The sequence below is a fragment of the Flavobacterium sp. FlaQc-57 genome, from assembly GCF_044007395.1.
In the GTDB taxonomy this organism is placed as follows: domain Bacteria; phylum Bacteroidota; class Bacteroidia; order Flavobacteriales; family Flavobacteriaceae; genus Flavobacterium.
Genome location: NZ_JBIPDA010000001.1, coordinates 881,327 through 896,149, shown reverse-complemented (window position 1 = coordinate 896,149; position 14,823 = coordinate 881,327). Strand labels below are relative to the sequence as shown.

Here is a 14,823-nt window from a genome sequence, read left to right as displayed (position 1 = left end):
TTAAAAAGTAATAACGCATTTCAAATGTAATATATTTTATTATTTATTTAAGATTCATATTTTAATTTTAAACAATGGATTTATTAATTTTGGAAAAAAATTATATGATCATGCAAGAAGCATCTTTTACAAATTTGTTTAAAACGATAATGTGGATTATTGCGTTTTATTATATTTTTAAGTTTTTGGCTAAAATCTTTTTACCTGTACTGGTAAAAAAAGCAGTTGAAAAAGCGGGGGAGAATTTTCAGAGACAACAACAATATAGTCAGGATACTACATGGCAAAAAACACGTACAAACAATGATGAAATAATCATTGATACTGCCAATGCAAAAAAACCTCGTGAAACCAAAAAGGTGGGCGATTATGTTGATTACGAAGAAATAGATTAAGTTTGTGTCCTAGATTTGTAGGATTCATCATTTAACCCAAACCAGCCTAAATTGAAAATAGTAAATAAGTTCTATCCGCATGCCCTTGTTATACTTGGGTTTATTCTCGTTTCTTTAATTTATTTTTATCCAGTTTTACAAGGAAAACAAATATTCCAGTCGGATATTGCTCAATATACCGGAATGGCTAAAGAGCAAAATGATTTTAGAGCGACGGAACATTCTGAACCTTATTGGACAAATTCAGCTTTTGGTGGAATGCCAACGTATCAATTAGGAGCAAATTATCCTAACGATTATGTGGGGAAATTAGATGATGCTTTACGATTTTTACCTCGTCCGGCAGATTACCTGTTTTTATATTTCTTAGGTTTTTACGGATTGTTATTGGTATTAAAAACAGATCCTTTAAAAGCTTTTATCGGGGCGATTGCCTTCGGTTTTTCTACTTATTTAATTATAATTCTTGGCGTTGGTCATAATGCAAAAGCACATGCTATTGCTTATATGCCACTTGTTATTGCTGGATTTATAATGGTTTTTCAGAAAAAATATATTTGGGGAGGTTTACTCACCATGTTTGCGGTTGCGTTAGAAGTTAATGCGAATCACTTTCAAATGACCTACTATTTATTGATTTTCTTATTGATACTTTCAGGCTATTTTGCATTTAATTTTATTAAAGAAAAAGAATTTAAACCGCTTTTAACTGCAATTGGAGTTTTGGCTGTGGCCGGAATTTTTGCAATTGGTGCCAATGCTACCAATTTAATGGCAACAAGCGAGTATGCTAAATTTAGTACCAGAAGTAATAGCGAACTGACTTTTAATCCGGATGGATCTAAAAAGACAAATGAGAATGCTTTAAGCCGCGAGTATATTACTGAATACAGTTACGGAATTCCAGAAAGTTTTAACTTAATTGCACCAAGACTTTTTGGAGGTTCAAACCACGAAAATGTTGGAACTGATAGCCGTATGTATTCATTTATGATTGAGCAAGGAGTTCCGTCAGAACAAGCTTTGGATTTTGTATCAGGAATGCCAACATATTGGGGAGATCAGCCTATTGTTGCTGCTCCGGCTTACATAGGAGTTGTTGTTTTCTTTTTGGCAGTTTTAGCGCTATTTATTGATGATCGAAAAATAAAATACGTATTTCTTTCGGGAGCATTAGTTTCATTAGTGCTTTCATGGGGGAAAAACTTCCCATTGTTAACAGACTTTTTTATCGATTACGTTCCAATGTATGATAAGTTTAGAGCAGTTTCATCGATTCAGGTTATCCTTGAGTTGTGTTTTCCTGTTTTGGCTATTATGGGATTACAATCGTTTTTTAAAGCAAAAGATGAACCTAAATTACAACAAAAAGCTTTAGTACAAACGGGCGTTTTTGGTTTAGGAATTATTGTAATTCTAGTATTTGCTAAAAGTATGTTTCATTTTACAGGAAGTAGTGATAACTATTTCTTAGAAAGCTACGGACCTGATTTTGTTGATGCTTTAAAAGAAGATAGAAAAAGTCTATATTCTGCTGATTTATTGCGTTCAGGGTTTTTGATTGTAGTAACTTTTGGAATTTTATGGCTGTTTATCAAAAATAAATTAGCTCAAAATACAACTTTGATTATTGTTGGTCTAGTAATGATTTTTGATTTGTTTTTTGTGGATAAAAAATATGTTTCGGCTAAAGACTTTGTGAGTCCGGTGCAAATTGCAGCTCCATTTCAGGAAACACCTTCTGATGCTCAAATTCTTAAAGATACAACGCATTATAGAGTTTTTGAGGTTAATGGAAATATGTCAAGTGCTCGTGCTTCGTATTTTCACCATTCGTTAGGTGGATATCATGCTGCAAAACCTAGAAGAATGCAGCAGTTATTTGACTATCAGATTGCAAAAAACAATATGGAAGTTTTGGATATGTTGAATGTTAAATACATTATCCAAACTGATAAAGAAGGAAAAGAATTCCCTACCGTAAATCCAAACACAAACGGAAACGCATGGTTTGTCAGCACTGTAAAACTGGTAAACAAGCCAGACGATGTGATGAAAGCTTTAGATCATATTGATACCAAAACGGTGGCAGTTTTTAACGTTCATGACTACGAGGGAAAATTTAAAAGTGCACGCTTAAAGAAAGCTTGGGATACTACAGGAACTATTAAAGTGGTTCAATACAAGCCAAATTATATTAAATATCAAGCTGAGACTGCAAAAGATGGTTTAGCTGTTTTTTCTGAGATTTATTATAAAAATGGATGGAATGCTTATATCGACGGTAAGTTAACAGATCATTTTCCAGTTAATTATGTTTTAAGAGCAATGGAAATTCCGGGAGGAAAACATACAATTGAGTTTAAGTTTGAACCTCAGGTTGTAAAAACCGGAAGTACGATTGCTTTAATAAGTTCAATTGGAATGTTGTTTATTTTGATCGGTGGGATTTATTTTGAAAGAAAGAAATCTGATTTTAAAAAGTAAAATTTGATTTTATTTCATAATTTATGATTGTGTATCATTTATTATCTTTGCTACGTATTTAAAAGACTGAACAATGAAAAAGACTGTGTTAAGTTTTGGTACCCCACAAGAGTTGGAAGCTAAGAGAATATCTGAAATAAGATCACTTTCTTATTTGGAAAGATTAGAAAGATTAATGGCAATTATAGAAGTTTCTTACATGTTAAAAACTGCGAAAGTAATTCAATCTAAAAAACGATGAATGAGCAAATAATTGCTATTTGGAATAGTTTTTTTGAAAACAAGGTTAAATATATAACTATTGGAGGATTTGCAGTAAATATATATGGCTATAATAGAAATACTGGTGATATCGATATTTACTTAGAAGATACTATTGAAAATCGTATCAATTTAAGAAAAGCTTTAAAATCAATTAATTTAGGTGATTTTGAAACTATAGAAACAATGCAGTTTATTCCGGGATGGACTGACTTTAGCTTAAATTATGGTTTAAGGCTTGATATAATGACTACTGTAAAAGGTCTGGAAGATAAATCCTTTTCATCATTGTTAGAAGATGCAACAATCGTAATGATAGGTGAAACTCCTGTTTATTTTATTGATTACGATAATTTAATTATTGCAAAAAAAGCATCAAACAGACCGAAAGATATTTTAGATATTGAAGAACTTGATAAAGCTAATAATCCGGAATAAAATTCTTAATCTACATAAACTGATGTTTTCAGAAATTAAATAAATTGGAACAAAAAAAACTCTTAATCATTACTTATTATTTTCCACCGGCTGGAGGACCAGGTGTTCAACGTTGGTTGAAATTTGTAAAATACTTGCCTGAATTTGATGTTCAGCCTATTGTTTATGTTCCTGAAAATCCAACTTATCCAATAATTGACGAAGGTTTGGTGAATCAAATCTCTGACAAAGTAATTGTTCTTAAAAATAAAATCTGGGAGCCTTATCAATTGGCTTCTATTTTTTCAAAAAATAAAACAAAAAAAATAAGTTCAGGAATTTTTCCTCACAAGAAAAAGCAAACCTTTCTGGATAAAACCTTTCTTTGGGTACGCGGGAATTTATTTATTCCAGATGCACGTGTTTTTTGGGTAAAACCTTCTGTTACCTATCTCGAAAAATACATCAAAGAAAATAATATAGATACAATAGTAACTTCGGGTCCGCCGCATAGTTTACATTTAATAGGTCTTGAATTAAAAGAAAAACTGAATGTAAAGTGGTTCGCAGATTTCCGTGATCCATGGACTACAATTGGATATCATAAAGCTTTGCGTTTGTCTAATTATGCTGCTAAAAAGCATAAAAGTTTAGAACACAAAGTTTTAAATACAGCCGATACTATTATTGTAACAAGTAAAACTACTAAGACAGAATTTCAGGCTATTACCAATAAACCTATTTCGGTAATTACAAACGGTTATGATATCGAGAATGTCGAAAAGCAAACTTTAGATACCAAATTTACACTGGCTCATATTGGATCTTTTTTGTCAGATCGAAACCCTAAATTTTTATGGGAATCTTTAGTTGAGTTACTTCAGGAAATTCCAGATTTTAAATCGAATTTAGAAATCAAATTAATAGGAGCGGTAAGTCAGGAAGTTTTAGATGCAATTTCCGAATTTAATTTGAACGACTATTTGAATCTTCTTGGATATGTTTCGCATCATGAAGCAATTGCACATCAAAAAAAGTCTCAGGTTTTACTTTTAATCGAGATTAATTCTGAAGATACAAAAAGCATTATTCCTGGTAAATTGTTTGAATATATGGTCTCTAATCGTCCTATTATTGCTATTGGGCCACAAGGTTCTGATTTTGCAGATATTATAAAAGAAACCAATACAGGAGTATTTTTTGATTATTCTGAAAAAGCGAAGTTAAAAAGTGTAATTTTGGACTTTTATAATCAATTTTTGGAAGGTAAATTACAAGCAAATGGCGTTGGTTTACAGCAATATTCAAGAAAAAATCTTACCAAACAATTGGCACAATTGATTAAGGAATCATAGCATACTAAATCTAAAATTCATAAATCCGCAAATGGGTATTGTCTTAAATCAGTCTTTCAAAAATACTATTATTACCTATATAGGTTTCGGAATAGGAGCCATTAATACACTTTATTTATATCCTGTTTTTTTAGGTGCAACTTTTTATGGTTTAACTAATTATGTGACATCTTGCGCTAATGTGATTATGCCTTTATTTGCGATCGGAATGCAAAATACCTTGGTTAAATTTTATTCGCAATATAAAACTGAAGAAGAAAAATCTCGTTTTTTATCCTTTACTGTTTTATTTCCTCTACTATTAATAATTCCTATCTTACTAATTGGACTTGCTTTTTATGATGAGATTTTATTCTTTGTGTCAAAAAAGAATGCGATTGTAAAAAGTTATATCTGGTTAATTCCATTTATAGGATTCTGTATGGCATATTTTGAAATTTTTTATGCATGGTTGCGCGTAAATATGCATTCCGTTTTTGGAAACTTTGTAAAAGAAGTGGGTTTGCGATTGTTTTCATTATTTCTATTAATAGGCGTTTACTATAATTGGCTTAGCGTAGAAGGTTTTGTGTACGCGACGGCAGGTTTATATTTTTTGGCATTTTTGATAACCATGCTGTATGCATTTAGTATTCAAAAACCAACTTTTCAGTTTACAATACCAACAAATACAAAGGATATATTAGTATATACATTTTATATTATTTTATCTGGAAGCGTTGCTAATTTGCTTTTAGATGGTGACAAAATGATGTTGAATCAGTATATGAAGATTGAGAATATCGCCTTTTATTCTGTAGCTACTTATATTGCTTTGGTAATTTCTGTGCCAAGCCGTGCGATGCATCAAATCGTTTATCCGATTACGGCAAAATTAATGCATGAAAATAAGTATGATGAGTTGAATATACTTTATAAAAAGACTTCTATTAATTTACAAATTGTAGGCGGATTTGTAATGCTATGTATTTTTGTTAATATTAATCAGCTTTATGAATTGGTTCCTAAAGAATACAGCGGAGGAGTTTCGGTTGTATTCATGATTGGTTTATCAAAATATTTTGATTTGATTTTAGGAAACAATAATGCCATTATTTTTAATACAAAATATTACCGTATGGTATTGTATTTAGGGTTAATGCTAGTTGCTCTTACCATTATTTTAAACATGATTTTTATTCCTATTTTTGGAATTTTTGGTTCTGCATTTGCTACTTTATTGTCAATTACTTTATACAGTTTGGCAAAGTTACTTTTTGTGGTAAAAAAACTCCATTTATATCCTTTTACAAAGCAAACGGTATATTCGATATTATTGACTTCTGCGTTGTTTCTAATGTTTTATTTTTGGGAGTTTCCTTTTTATCAGTTGATTAGTATTGCTTTAAAATCTATTTTGGTAACCATTTTATACGTATACCTGAACTATAAATTTAAGATTTCTTCAGATATTAATAAATTGATAGATAATCTTTTGCAAAAAGTTGGAATTAAAATTTAGTACGATTTTTTTGAGAAAACGAAAGTAATTTAAAAACGAATCTATTTTGTTTTTATATTTGTTAGAAAGGATAATAAACTTCTTTACTAATAGAATATGAGAAAGAAAATACTTTGTTTTTTAGCGTTTTTCATTGTTGTGCTTTCATCGTTTGCAAATCCTCAAAAGGATAGTTTGCTTACGTCAAAAACAATTGTTCCGGAGGTAAAGCAAAAGCGTTATCCGGTTGCTCCTTTTAAGGATACCCTTTTTTATGTTTATAATAAAGTGGGTTCTTTTTCTGCTGAAAACAGAGCAAATGCAATTACCGAAAAAATCAGAAAACTTTACGAAGATTCTTTCTTTGAAAAAGATTCAATTGCGGTTGTTCCTTCTGATATTTCTCAGGATATTATCTATAAAAATGATTTTGTAATTATGTCTATTTTAGATGTAGATGCAAAGGCAGAAAATCAGACTGCCCATTTTATTGCGACCCGAAATTTAAATTTGATAAAAAGAGCTATTCTTTATCAAAATGAAAATTATTCATTACTTCCAAAAAGACTTGGTTATACAGCGTTATTAATATTAATTATTGGGATCGTCTTATATTTTGTTGGAAAAATTTTTAACCGAATAAAGTTACACATCTTAAAAAATAGCGATAAGTATTTTAAAGGTTTCAATTATAATAATATCAACATTCTATCGCCTCAAAAGCAACAATTTATATTAATGAAGTTGTACAGCTTTGTAAAAGGTCTTACGTTGATTTTGATTGTCTATCTTTCTTTACCTGTTTTGTTTAGTATTTTCCCTGCTACAGAAGCGTATACAACTACTTTATTACGTTGGATTCTTTCGCCTGCAAAGCTTGCAATTATGGGATTTGTTCGATTTTTACCAAGTTTCGTCACCATAGTAGTTATCATTTTTATTTTTAAATATACAATCAGAATAATCAGGTTCTTTTTTGAAGAAATTAAAAAGGAGAATATCAAAATAGATGGTTTTTACAGTGATTGGGCAATGCCAACGTTTAATATCATCAAGTTTTTGCTTTTAGCTTTTATGGTCGTTGTTATTTTTCCATACCTGCCAGGTTCAGATTCTTCAATATTTAAAGGAGTATCGGTATTTGTGGGTATCCTGTTTTCGTTGGGTTCATCAAATGCAATTGCGAATATGGTAGCTGGATTAGTAATTACCTATATGCGTCCGTTTAAAATTGGAGATTTTATAAAGATTGGAGATGTAAGCGGAGAAGTGATCGAGAAAACAGCTCTGGTTACCCGAATCAGAACACCAAAATTTGAGGATATTACCATTCCTAATGCGACAGTATTATCAAGCACTTCGACCAATTATTCGTCTAATACAAAAGTGATCAATAATGGTTTGTTAATTCATACGACAGTCTCAATTGGTTATGATGTTCCATGGACAGCAATACATAAAGCGTTAATTGAGGCCGCCTTAAAAACAGATATGGTAGAACAAACTCCGCTTCCTTTTGTTTTGCAAACAAGCTTAGATGATTTCTATGTTTCGTATCAGATTAATGTGTACACCAAACAACCGACCAAGCAACCTCTGATTTATTCGTCCTTGCATCAAAATATTCAAGATTCATTTAATGAGGCAGGAATCGAAATTATGTCTCCACATTACAGTGCACTTCGTGACGGAAATACAACTACAATTCCGCCAAATTATTTAAAAGATGACTATGAACCGTCTTCTTTTAATATTAAAAGTAAAGAGTAAGTTATTGGTAATCTGTGATTAGTGTTTTAAATTTAACACTGGTTTATTTTGTAATTCGTTTTTTAAAAATTAATTTTAGCTTAGAAATTGTCAACGCTTATATTTTATTAGAGGAAAAAACCTATAAATGAAATAAAAGTGCTTATTGTAGTGTTTATTTAGATTGTAATACTTTACTGAAACCTAAAATCTGTAAAGTAATTGTAGTAGTATTTGGATTAATTTTTAAAAAGTAATTATGAAGAGCAGTCAACTCAGTCAAGAACAAAGCTTACAAGTATTTTCTAACATGATATCAAATAAAGTTCAAAGCGGATTTACGCTAGAAGAACGAAATGATGAATTACTTTTTGCAGTTCTTTCTAAAGGTGGAAAAGTAGTCAATCATGGTTTAAATTTTATCATTTTTTGTCTAACTCTAGGATTATGGTCATTTGCCTGGCTTTATTTAACAATCGAAGCTTCAAAGCAAAAAAAAGTATTAGTGGCCATTGATGAAGATGGTTGTCCTTTCGAAGAGAAGTGTTTAGTCGCTTAAAAAATTAATTTTAAAACAAAAAAAGCTATAAATTAGATCATGTTTAATTTATAGCTTTTTTATTATCTTAGAACCTCAGCAACTTAGTGCCTTTTTCTAAAGTTTATCTTTTAAATAAATTCCTGTTACAGATTCTTTAACCTTAACAATCTCTTCAGGAGTTCCTACTGCTAATAAATGTCCTCCGTTTTCGCCGCCTTCAGGACCAAGATCGATAATCCAGTCGGCACATTTTATTAGGTCAAGATTGTGCTCAATAACAATTATTGAATGGCCTTTTTCTATTAAAGCATCAAACGAAGCTAATAGTTTTTTAATGTCATGAAAGTGTAAACCGGTTGTTGGTTCATCAAAAACAAATAACGCTTTATCTTTCGTTGCGCCTTTTACTAAAAATGAAGCTAATTTAATACGTTGTGCTTCACCACCGGAAAGTGTAGATGAAGACTGACCTAATTGTACATATCCCAAACCAACATCTTGTAAAGGTTGTAGCTTTTGAGTGATTTTAGTTTGTTTGTTTTTATCAAAAAAGGCAATAGCATCATCGATAGTCATGGTTAGAATATCGTTGATGTTTTTATCATCAAAATTAATTTCTAAAATTTCCTTTTTGAATCTTTTTCCGCCGCAAGTTTCGCAAGGAAGTGAAACATCGGCCATAAAGACCATTTCAACGTTTATAGAGCCCTCTCCTTTACAAGTTTCACATCTGCCTCCGTCAACGTTAAAAGAAAAATGTTTGGCCTGATAACCTCTTATTTTAGATAGTTTTTCTTTGGCGTACAAATCACGAATGTCATCGTAAGCTTTGATATAAGTTACAGGATTCGATCTTGAACTTCTGCCAATAGGGTTTTGATCTACGTATTCAATGTGCTTAATTTGCGAAAAAGAACCTTTTATTTCGCTAAACTGACCTGCTTTTTCGGCTGCGTTATCCAGCTTTTTCTGCATAGCCGGAAATAATATCTTTTTTATTAAAGTACTTTTTCCACTTCCTGACACTCCGGTAATAACCGTAAGAACATCTAATGGAAATGTAACATTAATATTTTTTAAATTATTTTCTCTTGCTCCAACAATATCAATATGGTTTTTGAATTTTCGTCTTTTTTTAGGAACTGAAATTTCTAAATCTCCATTTAAGTATTTTGCAGTAAGCGATTCTGATTTTAAAATTTCATCATAAGTTCCCTGTGCGACTAATTCTCCTCCAAAAGTTCCTGCTTCAGGACCAATATCAATAATCATATCGGCAGCTTTCATAATGTCTTCGTCGTGTTCTACCACAATTACAGTGTTTCCTAAATCACGAAGTGAAATTAGAACTTTGATCAAACGCTCAGAATCTTTAGGATGTAAACCAATACTTGGCTCATCGAGAATGTACATCGATCCAACCAAACTGCTTCCGAGTGAAGTGGCAAGGTTAATACGTTGAGATTCTCCTCCGGAAAGTGTTGCAGAATTTCTGTTTAAAGTAAGATAATCCAAACCAACTTCTGTCAAAAACGATAAACGATTGTTGATCTCGATCATTAAACGTTTTGCGATTTGTTGCTCGTAAACATTCAATTCTATATTTTGAAAAAACGTAACCAAATGTTTAATTGGTAAATCAACTAAATCTGAAACTGTTTTGCCGTTAATTTTCACATAGGAAGCTTCTTCGCGTAAACGTTTTCCGCGACAAGCGTGGCATTTTGTTTTTCCGCGGTAGCGCGATAACATTACTCGATTTTGAATCTTATAATTTTTTTCTTCCAATTCTTTAAAGAAATCATTTAAACCCTGAAAATATTGATTTCCTTTCCAAAGCAAATCCTTTTGTTCTTCTGACAGTTGGAAAAATGGCTTATGAATTGGGAAATCAAATTTGTAGGCATGTTTTACCAACTCATCTTTAAACCAGCTCATACTTTCGCCGCGCCAAGGATAAATGGCACTTTCAAAAACCGATAAAGAGGTATTTGGAACAACCAAATCAGCATCGATACCAATAATATTTCCGTAGCCTTCGCAAACCGGGCAAGCACCATAAGGATTATTGAAGCTGAACAAATGTACATTTGGTTCCAAAAACGTAATTCCGTCAAGTTCAAAATTATTAGAATAGGTGAATCTTTTATCTGAGTTTAATTCTTGTAAATAACAAATTCCTTTTCCTTCAAAAAATGCAGTCTGAACGGCATCAGCCAAACGATTGTAAAATTCTTCTTCTTCCTTAACAACGATTCTGTCAATAATCAGCAGGATATCTTTATTGTCTAATTGATGAAGATCTGTTGGTGTAAAATCATCTAAACGAATCGTTTCATTATTCACCAAAATACGGGCAAAACCTTGCTGAAGCAATACTTTTAGTTTGTCTTCAAGCTGTCTTCCTTCTTCAAGATGAATAGGGGCGAGAAGTAACCATTTACTGTCTAGCTCAAGTGTTTTTACATCAGAAACAACATCTGTAACGGTATTTTTTTTGACTTCTTGTCCTGAAATTGGCGAATAGGTACGACCAATTCTGGCAAACAAAAGTTTAATATAATCATAGATTTCTGTAGAAGTTCCGACAGTCGAACGCGCATTGGTTGTATTTACCTTTTGCTCAATTGCAATTGCCGGTGCAATACCTTTAATATATTCAACTTTTGGTTTGTCTAAACGTCCTAAAAACTGACGCGCATATGATGATAAGCTTTCTACATAACGGCGTTGTCCCTCGGCATACAAAGTATCAAAAGCCAAACTTGATTTACCTGATCCTGAAAGTCCTGTGATTACAACAAGTTTGTTTCGCGGAATCACCACATCTACATTTTTTAAATTATGTACTTGTGCTCCTTTTATTATAATATTATGTTTTGGGTCGAGTGTAGAAAGATCGATTTGCATAAAAAATGTCAATTTCTACAAAAGTAATCAATTTTGACTTGAATTTTGTTAATGAGATTGTTCCAAATTTTAACTAATTTTTTCATTGCGAATTTTTCTAATTCTTGTTTTTTGCCACAGATTTCAAGGATTAAAATGATTTTTTTCACCCCGGATCACCCCAATTATCACGAACTGAATTGGTAATAATTAGTGAAATTTGAGGCAAAAAGACAGCTACAGCATTAACCATTTTTATTCGTGAAATTTGCAGCAATAAATGCTTGCAACGTCAAATCTTTTTAATCTGTGAAATATGTGGCGTGTTTGCATTAAATGTTGAAAATAATTGGTTTTAACTTGTTGTTTCAATATAAAATAAGCTATTTTAGGACTGTTTTTGTATTAAATTAACACTAAGCCAAATTTGAAAACTAAATTTTCTCTTCTGTTTTTATTGATGAGTTTTCTCTTGTTTTCTCAAGAGTTTCCGCCAATTATTAAATATTCATCTGCCGTTTATGGCGCTGGAAATCAGAGTTGGATGATTTCTCAGGATGACCAAAACTATTTGTATTTTGCTAATAATGATGGGCTTTTAGAATATAACGGTACCAATTGGCAATTGTATCCTGCGCCAAACGAAACTATTATTCGGTCTGTAAAAGTAATCGGAAAGAAAATTTATACCGGTTCCTACATGAATTTTGGTTATTGGACGAGGCAGATCAATGGCAAATTAAAGTATACGTCACTTAGTGATGCGATTAAGAACAAAATTTTAGACGACGAGCAATTTTGGAATATCCTGCAATACGATCACTGGATTTTGTTTCAGTCGCTAAACCGAATTTATATTTATGATACAAAAAATGGAAAATTTAAAATCATTGCGCCCAAAAATGGAGTGGTCAAATCATTTGCAGATAAAAATGCGATTTATTTTCAAACCTTAAAAGAGGGACTTTTTGAAATTGAAAGCGGTAAAGCCAAATTAGTTTCGGATCATCCCATACTTAAAAAGTTTACAATCGTCAATGTATTTACATCAGAAGACGGTTTGGTGATTCAGACACAATTAGATGGGATTTACAAATTGGAACGAAATAATTTAACCCGTTTCTCGACTGATGTTGATGCCGAGTTAAAATCGAATTTTGTTTATAGCAGTCAATTGCTTCAGGATGGTAGTTTTGCGTTAGGAACGGTTTCTAACGGAATTTTTATTTTATCGGATAAAGGAAAACTAAAATATCATCTTTCGCAAAGTAAAGGATTAAGTAATAATACGGCTTTATCGCTTTTTGAGGATAAAGACCAAAATTTGTGGGTAGGACTTGATAACGGGATTAATTGTATAAATGTGCAATCGCCTGTGCATAGTTTTACTGACGATACGGGAGTTTTAGGAACTGTGTATGCTTCTGCAAACTTCAACGGAATGTTGTATATAGGTACAAATCAGGGCTTGTTTTGTAAACCCATTCAAAGTAATTCTGAGTTTAAATTTATTAGCGGAACAAAAGGACAGGTTTGGTCGTTGTTTGTGTATGATAATACGCTTTTTTGCGGTCATGATTCTGGAACTTTTATTGTTTCAAATGATTCGGCTAAAAGTATATTTTCAGCTTCAGGAACCTGGAAGTTTGAACCGGTTCCAAATGCTAAAAATCAATTGATTCAAGGAAATTATTACGGAATTTCGGTTTTGGAGAAAGTGAACAATCAATGGGTTTTTAAAAATAAAATCGAAGGATTTGGATATTCGTCACGTTATTTTGAAATCACGAATAGTTTGGATGTTTATGTAAGTCACGAATACAAAGGAATTTTTAGACTTAAGCTAGATCAGTCACTGCAAAAAACAGATGGTTTTTATACGTATAAATCTCCTCAAAAAGGAAAAAATGCAAGTTTAACCAAATTTAATAATTCGATTTATTACGCGTACAAGGGCGGAATTTTTAAATTGAATCAGAAAACCAAACGCTTTGAGAAAGATAATGTATTAAGTTCTATTTTCGAAAAAGACGAATATACTTCTGGTAAATTAATTGTAGACAATTCGAACAAAATCTGGTTGTTCTCTAAAAACTACATTCATTACTTCTCGGCAAGTAAACTGAGTAATCAGCTTAAACAAAATATTATTCCTATTCCGTCTTCGTTGACCAATTCGATGTTAGGTTTTGAGAACATTACCCAAATTTCAAAATCAACTTATTTAATAGGTACTACAGACGGTTATTATACTTTGAATATTGATGATTTGAGTTTTAAAAACTATACCGTTTACATTACCGATATTACAGTAAATAAACAAAATGAAATTGTAAAAAATGTAGCGATTCAGAACGAAGGAAACTTTCATTCAAATGAAAACAACATTACTTTAAATTATACAGTTCCGGAGTACAACAAATACATCAATTCAGAATATCAGTATTTATTAGAAGGCTTTCAGAACGAGTGGAGTGAATGGAGTACAAAAGCGACCGTAAATTTTAAAAACTTATCCCCGGGAAAATACACTTTTAAAGTAAGGGCAAAATATGCGAATACTATTTTGCAAAATACCGCGACTTATACATTCGTTATTTTAAAACCATGGTATCTTACCAATTTAGCTTATTTTGTTTATTTTCTTCTGCTGTTGGTTCTGGCTTATTTTGTAAACAAAGCTTATCGTAATTTTTATCAAAAACAGAAAGAAAAACTGATCGAAGAGAACAATCTTTTGTTAGAAATAAAAGAATTAGAAAACGAACAGCAATTGATGAAACTTAGAAACGAACAATTATCGCTCGATGTCGATAATAAAAACAGAGAGTTGGCAGTTTCGACCATGAGTTTGAATAGTAAAAATGAACTATTGGCTTTTATAAAAGAAGATTTAAAAAAGACAACTCAAAATGATAGTAATAATATCAAATCAGTAATTAGTACAATTAATAAAAATATTACTGAAGAAGATTCGTGGAATGTTTTTAAAGAAGCTTTTGATAATGCCGATAAAGATTTTCTGAAAAGAATTAAACAATTACACCCGGTATTAACTCCAAACGATTTGCGTCTTTGTGCTTATTTACGATTGAATCTCTCTTCAAAAGAAATTGCTCCGTTGTTCAATATTTCGGTTCGAAGTGTCGAGATAAAAAGATACCGTTTGCGTAAAAAAATGGACTTGCAGCACGAAAACGGTTTAGTAGAATATATTTTAGCTGTATAGTACATCAAAAAACGTTTCAA

The 14,823-nt window shown here is 31.5% G+C and carries 10 protein-coding genes; 9 read left to right on the top strand and 1 reads right to left on the bottom strand.

Annotated elements, in window-relative coordinates; all coding sequences use genetic code 11:
* Positions 1-74: 74 nt before the first annotated feature.
* The 8 genes from ACHRVZ_RS03805 to ACHRVZ_RS03770 all read left to right on the top strand — a co-directional run bounded on the left by ACHRVZ_RS03805 (position 75) and on the right by ACHRVZ_RS03770 (position 8,703).
* Positions 75-395, top strand: coding sequence for a DUF4834 family protein (locus ACHRVZ_RS03805; RefSeq protein ID WP_395420851.1), 321 nt, complete (start codon positions 75-77; stop codon positions 393-395).
* A 51-nt stretch (positions 396-446) separates the two neighbouring features.
* A complete protein-coding gene (locus ACHRVZ_RS03800) occupies positions 447-2,882 on the top strand; it encodes a YfhO family protein (RefSeq protein WP_395420850.1) in 2,436 nt (811 codons plus the stop codon).
* 73 nt (positions 2,883-2,955) lie between these two features.
* Positions 2,956-3,123: a hypothetical protein gene (locus ACHRVZ_RS03795; protein WP_395420849.1), complete on the top strand. Its 168-nt coding sequence runs from the start codon at positions 2,956-2,958 to the stop codon at positions 3,121-3,123.
* Positions 3,120-3,581, top strand: coding sequence for a DUF6036 family nucleotidyltransferase (locus tag ACHRVZ_RS03790; RefSeq protein ID WP_395420848.1), 462 nt, complete (start codon positions 3,120-3,122; stop codon positions 3,579-3,581). Before ACHRVZ_RS03795 ends, ACHRVZ_RS03790 begins: the two co-directional genes overlap by 4 nt.
* 44 nt (positions 3,582-3,625) lie before the next feature.
* Entirely contained in the window at positions 3,626-4,915 is a 1,290-nt protein-coding gene (locus tag ACHRVZ_RS03785; protein WP_395420847.1) for a glycosyltransferase family 4 protein, read from the top strand.
* A gap of 31 nt (positions 4,916-4,946) precedes the next feature.
* Complete coding sequence (locus ACHRVZ_RS03780; RefSeq protein ID WP_395420846.1) at positions 4,947-6,416, top strand: lipopolysaccharide biosynthesis protein; 1,470 nt, start codon at positions 4,947-4,949, stop codon at positions 6,414-6,416.
* A 96-nt stretch (positions 6,417-6,512) separates the two neighbouring features.
* The gene (locus ACHRVZ_RS03775) at positions 6,513-8,165 is read left to right on the top strand and encodes a mechanosensitive ion channel family protein (RefSeq protein WP_395420845.1); all 1,653 of its coding nucleotides are present in this window, start codon (positions 6,513-6,515) and stop codon (positions 8,163-8,165) included.
* A 238-nt stretch (positions 8,166-8,403) separates the two neighbouring features.
* Positions 8,404-8,703 (top strand): hypothetical protein, encoded by a 300-nt coding sequence (locus tag ACHRVZ_RS03770; protein WP_395420844.1) that lies wholly within the window; start codon positions 8,404-8,406, stop codon positions 8,701-8,703.
* Between the two features lie 96 nt (positions 8,704-8,799).
* Here the strand turns inward: ACHRVZ_RS03770 and uvrA are convergent, their stop codons facing one another.
* A complete protein-coding gene (uvrA, locus tag ACHRVZ_RS03765; RefSeq protein ID WP_395420843.1) occupies positions 8,800-11,595 on the bottom strand; it encodes an excinuclease ABC subunit UvrA in 2,796 nt (931 codons plus the stop codon).
* A 406-nt stretch (positions 11,596-12,001) separates the two neighbouring features.
* Between uvrA and ACHRVZ_RS03760 the strand changes: the two genes are divergently transcribed.
* Positions 12,002-14,803, top strand: coding sequence for a triple tyrosine motif-containing protein (locus ACHRVZ_RS03760; RefSeq protein ID WP_395420842.1), 2,802 nt, complete (start codon positions 12,002-12,004; stop codon positions 14,801-14,803).
* The last annotated feature ends 20 nt before the right edge of the window (positions 14,804-14,823 follow it).

What these genes read in the sequence shown, in the direction of transcription:
- ACHRVZ_RS03805 (WP_395420851.1), top strand. Translation starts at nt 75, where the DNA reads ATGGATTTATTAATTTTGGAAAAAAATTATATGATCATGCAAGAAGCA.
- ACHRVZ_RS03795 (WP_395420849.1), top strand. Translation starts at nt 2,956, where the DNA reads ATGAAAAAGACTGTGTTAAGTTTTGGTACCCCACAAGAGTTGGAAGCT.
- ACHRVZ_RS03790 (WP_395420848.1), top strand. Translation starts at nt 3,120, where the DNA reads ATGAATGAGCAAATAATTGCTATTTGGAATAGTTTTTTTGAAAACAAG.
- ACHRVZ_RS03780 (WP_395420846.1), top strand. Translation starts at nt 4,947, where the DNA reads ATGGGTATTGTCTTAAATCAGTCTTTCAAAAATACTATTATTACCTAT.
- ACHRVZ_RS03775 (WP_395420845.1), top strand. Translation starts at nt 6,513, where the DNA reads ATGAGAAAGAAAATACTTTGTTTTTTAGCGTTTTTCATTGTTGTGCTT.
- ACHRVZ_RS03770 (WP_395420844.1), top strand. Translation starts at nt 8,404, where the DNA reads ATGAAGAGCAGTCAACTCAGTCAAGAACAAAGCTTACAAGTATTTTCT.
- uvrA (WP_395420843.1), bottom strand. Translation starts at nt 11,595, where the DNA reads ATGCAAATCGATCTTTCTACACTCGACCCAAAACATAATATTATAATA.